This is a genomic window from Roseisolibacter sp. H3M3-2 (assembly GCF_029211165.1).
Classification (GTDB): domain Bacteria; phylum Gemmatimonadota; class Gemmatimonadetes; order Gemmatimonadales; family Gemmatimonadaceae; genus Roseisolibacter.
Map to the genome: position 1 here is coordinate 1 of NZ_JARGEK010000357.1, position 4883 is coordinate 4883.

The following is a 4883-nucleotide window of genomic DNA, read 5'->3' on the forward strand; positions in this document are numbered from 1 at the left end:
CGCCGCGGCGACCGGTGGCGGCGCACGCTCGTGGCGGCGGAGGTCGCGCTCGCGCTGGTCCTGCTCACCGGCGCCGGCCTGCTGCTGCGCAGCGCGGCGGCGCTCGGCCGCGTGCGCCCGGGCATCGACGTGGCGCACGTGCTCACCGCCCGCCTCGCCCTGCCGCGGCGCGACTACCCGACGTTGCCGGCGGCGCTCGGCGCCTACGCGCGCGTGCTCGACGCGGCGCGGCGGCAGCCGAACGTCGGGTCGGCGGCGCTGGCGTCGCGCGTGCCGCTCGGCGGCAGCCGGACGGGGATGGACGTGGCGCCCGCCGGCGGCGCGTTCGAGGCCGCGACGAAGGTCGGCACCGCGCTGCGCGTGGCGAGCCCCGGCTACTTCCGCAGCATCGGCATCCCGCTGCTGGCCGGGCGCGACCTGCTCGGAGTCGACGCCGCGCGCGCGCCGCGCGTGGTCGTCGTGAACCGGACGCTGGCGCGCCGCATCGGCGGCGGCGGGCCGGTGGTGGGGCGCCGCCTGGTCACCGACAACGGCGCCTTCCGCGACTCGGCCGGCGCGCCGCTGCCGCTGGAGATCGTCGGCGTGGTCGGCGACGTGCGCGACGGCGGCCCGCGCGCCGAGCCCGACCCCGAGCTGTACGTGCCGCTGGCGCAGGTGCCCGAGGAGCCGTTCGAGTACTGGATCGGCCGCGAGCTGGTGCTGGTCGCGCGCACGACCGGGGACCCGACCGCGCTCGCCCCCGCGCTCCGCCGCGCCGTCGCCGAGGTGGACCAGCGCGTCCCGCTGTACGACGTGCGCACGACGGGCGCGCGTCTCGGCGCCGCCGTCGCGGTCGAGCGCTTCTCGCTCCGCCTCCTCTCGCTGCTCGGCGCCGCGGGGCTCGCGCTGGCGGCGCTCGGCGTGCACGGCGTGGTCGCCTACACCGTCGGCCGCCGCACGCGCGAGCTGGGGATCCGACTCGCCCTCGGCGCCACCGCGCGCGGCGCCGTGGGCCTGCTCGTGCGCCAGGGGATGCGCCCCGTCCTCGCCGGCCTCGCCCTCGGCATCGCCGGCAGCGTCCTCGCCGCCCGCGCCGCGTCGTCGCTCCTGTTCGGCGTCGAGCCGCTGGACCCACTGTCGCTCGCCGGCGCACTCGCCGTCATGACCGGCGTCGCCGCGATCGCCTGCTGGACGCCCGCGCGCCGGGCTGCCCGCGTCGATCCGATCGAGGCGCTGCGCGAGGAATGAAGGGCAGACAGGATTGACAGGAAACCGGGGGAGAGACTTCAGGCTACAGTCTCTCCCCCGGTTTCCTGTCAATCCTGTCGAATGCTCTTTCAGGACCCCGTCTCGATCAGCGCGTCGATCAGCGGCCCGAGCGTCCCCGGCACCCGCTGCCCGAACACGTTCCACGCGTTGATCACCGCGATCAGCCGGTGCTGCGGCACCACGAGCAGGAACTGCCCGCCGAAGCCGTTCCCCGCCCACACCTCGACCCCGCGGCGGTCGTAGCGCCACCACTGGTAGCCGTAGCCCGGCGCGGTCGGCGCGTCGGCGGTGCGCTCGACGATCCGGCCGGTCGCGGTGCGCGCCCACCCGGCCGGCAGGATGCGCTTCCCCTGCCACACGCCGTCGTCGAGGTAGAGGCGGCCGATCTTCGCCAGGTCGCGCGGCGCGAGGTACAGCCCGCCCTCGGTGTCGGGATGCCCCGTCGGCGTCTTCTTCCAGTGGTACGACCGGATGCCGAGCGGCGCGAACAGGTGCTGCTCGGCGTAGCGGTCGGCGTGCTCCCCCGTCGCGTTGCGGATGACCTCCGCCATCAGCGCGCTGCCGCCGCTGTTGTACACCCACTTCGTCCCGGGCTCGGCGTCCATCGGCTGCGCGAGGGTGAAGCGGATCCAGTCGCGGCTGTGCTCCAGCTGCAGCGTCGTGTTGGTCGAGTCGAGCGGGCGGTCGCTCTCGTGCCACTCGATCCCGCTGCGCATCGTCAGCAGGTCGGCGAGCGTCGCCCGGCGCAGGCGCGGGTCGGCGGCGCGCAGGTCGTAGCCCTCGAAGAACGACAGCAGCGGCACCGACTCGTCCTTGATCTGCCCGCGCTGGCGCGCCACGCCGATCAGCGTCGCCGCGACCGACTTGGTCACCGACTGCAGCGTGTGCAGGTCGCCGCCCTGCCACCACGGGTGGTAGCGCGGGTGCAGGTAGTTGTAGGGGTGGACGGCCGCCGAGTCGGGGCAGGCGTCGCTGCCGCAGCCGATCGGCGTGCGGTGGCCGCGGCTGATGGCGGCGTAGTCGCGCGCGAACCGCTCGTCGACCAGCGTCGAGTCGCCGCGCAGCACCAGCAGGTGGTCGACGTTGCCGTGGGTGCCGGCGCGGATCCGCTCGACGAGGGCGGCGAGCGGCGTCTGGGCGAGGGCCGGCGACCCGGCGGCCAGCAGGAGGAGGAGCAGGAGGAGGCGCATGCGCCAAGTTGGCGCCCGGCCCGTGGCGCGCCACGCCCGCGGGGGCCAGGATTGACCGATTTCTTTCGGCGCCCGCCCGCGCGACCCGTCAGACTCCGACCATGCCCCTGCTCCCTCTGGCCCTGCTGGCCCTCGCGCAGCCCCCCGCGCGCGGCGGCGCCCTCGACACCGTCGCCATCGAGCGCGTGCTCCGGCAGGAGATGCGCGCCACGCGCACCCCGGGCGTGTCGATCGCCGTCGTGCGCCGCGGGCGCGTGGTGTGGCAGCGCGGCTTCGGCGTGGCGAGCGTCGAGACGGGGGAGCCGGTCACCGCGCAGACGCTCTTCCGCATCGGCTCGACCACCAAGATGGTCACCGGCCTCGCCGCGTCGGTGCTGGCCGCCGAGGGGCGCGTGAAGCTCGACGCGCCGGTCGCGGGCTACGCGCGCGGCGTCCCGTCCGCGCTCGCGCGCCTGACGCTCGACCAGCTGCTCACGCACCGCGCGGGGATGGTCAACGAGGCGTCGGCCGCCGGGCCGCACGACGACGCGGCGCTGGCCGCGCGCGTGCGCGGGTGGGGGCGCGCGCAGCTCTTCGGCCCGCCCGACGACGTGTACTCGTACTCGGGCCCCGGCTACTGGCTGGCCGGCTACGCGATCGAGCAGGCGGGGGGCGCGTGGTTCGCCGACGTCGTGAGGCAGCGCGTGCTCGCGCCGCTCGGCATGACTCGCTCCACGTTCCGCCCGCTCGAGGCGATGACGTGGCCGATGGCGCAGGACCACCGCGTGCGCGACACCGTCGCCGCCGTCATCCGCCCCTTCACCGACGACGTCACCACGTGGGCGGCGGGGTCGCTCTTCTCCAGCGCGTCCGAGCTGGCGCGCCTCACCGTCGCGATCATGGACGGCGGGCGGCTCGACGGCGCGCAGGCCGTCCCCGCCGCCGCGGTGGCGACGCTGGTCGCGCCGCGCGCGCCGGTGCCGGGCCCCGAGGGGTGCCGCTACGCCTACGGCCTCTCGGCGTGCGTGCGCGGCGGCGTGCGCACCCTGTCGCACTACGGCTTCCGCGTCGGCTCCGGCTCGGTGATCACGATGGCCCCCGACTCGCAGGCGGCGGTGATCGTCCTCGCCAACCGCAACGGCGGCATCCTCGCCGGCACCGCCGCCGCCGTGATGGCGCAGCTCATCGGCCCCGCCGGCGCCGACGCCAGCGCGCCCCCCGACTCGGCCGCGCGCCCCGCCGCCGACCCGCGCCGCTACCTCGGCACCTACGCGAACGGGCGCGACACCGTGCACGTCCTGCAGCGCGCATCCGGCCTCGCCTACCGCTACGGCGCCGACGAGTCGCCCGCGCGACTCGACCCGTCGGGCGCGCTGCTCGTGCTCGACGCGAAGGGAGAGCCGGTGCAGCGCTGGCTCCTCGTCCCCGGCGCCGCGACGCGCGCGTCGTACCTGCACGACGGGCTCAACGCCTTCGCTCGCGTGAGATAGACACGGAGGACACGGAAACCGGGGGATGGACTACAGGCTCTAGTCCATCCCCCGGTTTCCGTGTCCTCCGTGTCTGCGGTTCAATCAGCGATCACCCGGAACCGCAGCACCCCCGCGCTGTCGAGCAGCACGACCGTCCGCCGCTGCCCCGCGGCCAGCGCGATAGGCCCCGTGGTCGCCCCCTTCGGCGTGCCGGCGCTTCCGGCCGGCGCCACGAACACCTCCCAGCTCCCCGCGTCGCTCTGCAGGTACGGCGACGTCGTGTTGTACGGGAACGGCGTCGAGATGCGCACCGGCGTCGCGAAGTCCGGCTGCGTGCGGAACAGCTCGACCGTCGTCGCGCTCGCGGCGAGGTTCGACACGCGCAGCTTCGTCTTCCCCGCGGGCACCGCCGCGTTCGTGTCTGCCAGCACGGCCGCCGTCAGCGTCGCCCCCACCGACACCGCGGCCGTCGTCAGCGCCTGCCCGCTGGGCACCTGCAGCGCCACCTCGGCGGCCGCGCCCCCCGCCGTCGGGCGGAGCTGCAGCCGGCGCGCGCCCGACGTCACCGGCAGCGGGTTGGACACGGCCGAGGCGGGGAGCCCGCGCAGCGCGACCTCGCCGTCGAGCAGCACGTCGAGCGGCGCCTGCGTCGCGTTCACCACGCGCACGGCCGAGTCGTCGAGCTCGAACGGCTCGGCGGTGTTCTGCCCGCAGGCGGCGAGCGCGAGGGCGGCGGGGACGAGCGCGAGACGGCGGTGCGGCATCGGACGGCGACTGGACGGCGGGAGGGGAGCCCTGCGGGCGAACACCGGTCGTACCCCGCCCCGGGGCGTTTCGGTCACTACGATTCCGGGGTGAGCATCCGCCGGACCGACCACGAGGACTTCCTCCTCCGCCAGCTGCGCCTGGGCGCCGAGGTGCTGCGGCGGCTGCGCGCGCGGCTGACCCAGCGCCGAGGCGCCGGCCGCCGCGCGCCGCGACGCCGCCTCGGCGT

Annotated in this window: 4 protein-coding genes; 2 read left to right on the forward strand and 2 right to left on the reverse strand. The window is 76.1% G+C overall.

Annotated features, from left to right (window positions below):
- The coding region (locus PYV61_RS20945; RefSeq protein ID WP_275835291.1) for an ABC transporter permease at positions 1-1227 on the forward strand (1227 nt) is incomplete at its 5' end.
- 89 nt (positions 1228-1316) lie between these two features.
- On the opposite strand, the gene PYV61_RS20950 is transcribed toward PYV61_RS20945, so the two are convergent.
- Positions 1317-2438 carry a serine hydrolase gene (locus tag PYV61_RS20950; protein ID WP_275835293.1) on the reverse strand — a complete coding sequence of 374 codons (1122 nt, stop codon included), beginning with the start codon at positions 2436-2438 and terminating at the stop codon, positions 1317-1319.
- 101 nt (positions 2439-2539) lie between these two features.
- Here PYV61_RS20950 and PYV61_RS20955 point away from each other — a divergent pair, with 101 nt between their 5' ends.
- Positions 2540-3907 (forward strand): serine hydrolase domain-containing protein, encoded by a 1368-nt coding sequence (locus PYV61_RS20955; RefSeq protein ID WP_275835295.1) that lies wholly within the window; start codon positions 2540-2542, stop codon positions 3905-3907.
- A gap of 80 nt (positions 3908-3987) precedes the next feature.
- On the opposite strand, the gene PYV61_RS20960 is transcribed toward PYV61_RS20955, so the two are convergent.
- A complete protein-coding gene (locus tag PYV61_RS20960) occupies positions 3988-4653 on the reverse strand; it encodes a DUF4397 domain-containing protein (RefSeq protein ID WP_275835296.1) in 666 nt (221 codons plus the stop codon).
- Between the last annotated feature and the right edge of the window lie 230 nt (positions 4654-4883).

What these genes read in the sequence shown, in the direction of transcription:
- PYV61_RS20950 (WP_275835293.1), bottom strand. Translation starts at nt 2,438, where the DNA reads ATGCGCCTCCTCCTGCTCCTCCTCCTGCTGGCCGCCGGGTCGCCGGCC.
- PYV61_RS20955 (WP_275835295.1), top strand. Translation starts at nt 2,540, where the DNA reads ATGCCCCTGCTCCCTCTGGCCCTGCTGGCCCTCGCGCAGCCCCCCGCG.
- PYV61_RS20960 (WP_275835296.1), bottom strand. Translation starts at nt 4,653, where the DNA reads ATGCCGCACCGCCGTCTCGCGCTCGTCCCCGCCGCCCTCGCGCTCGCC.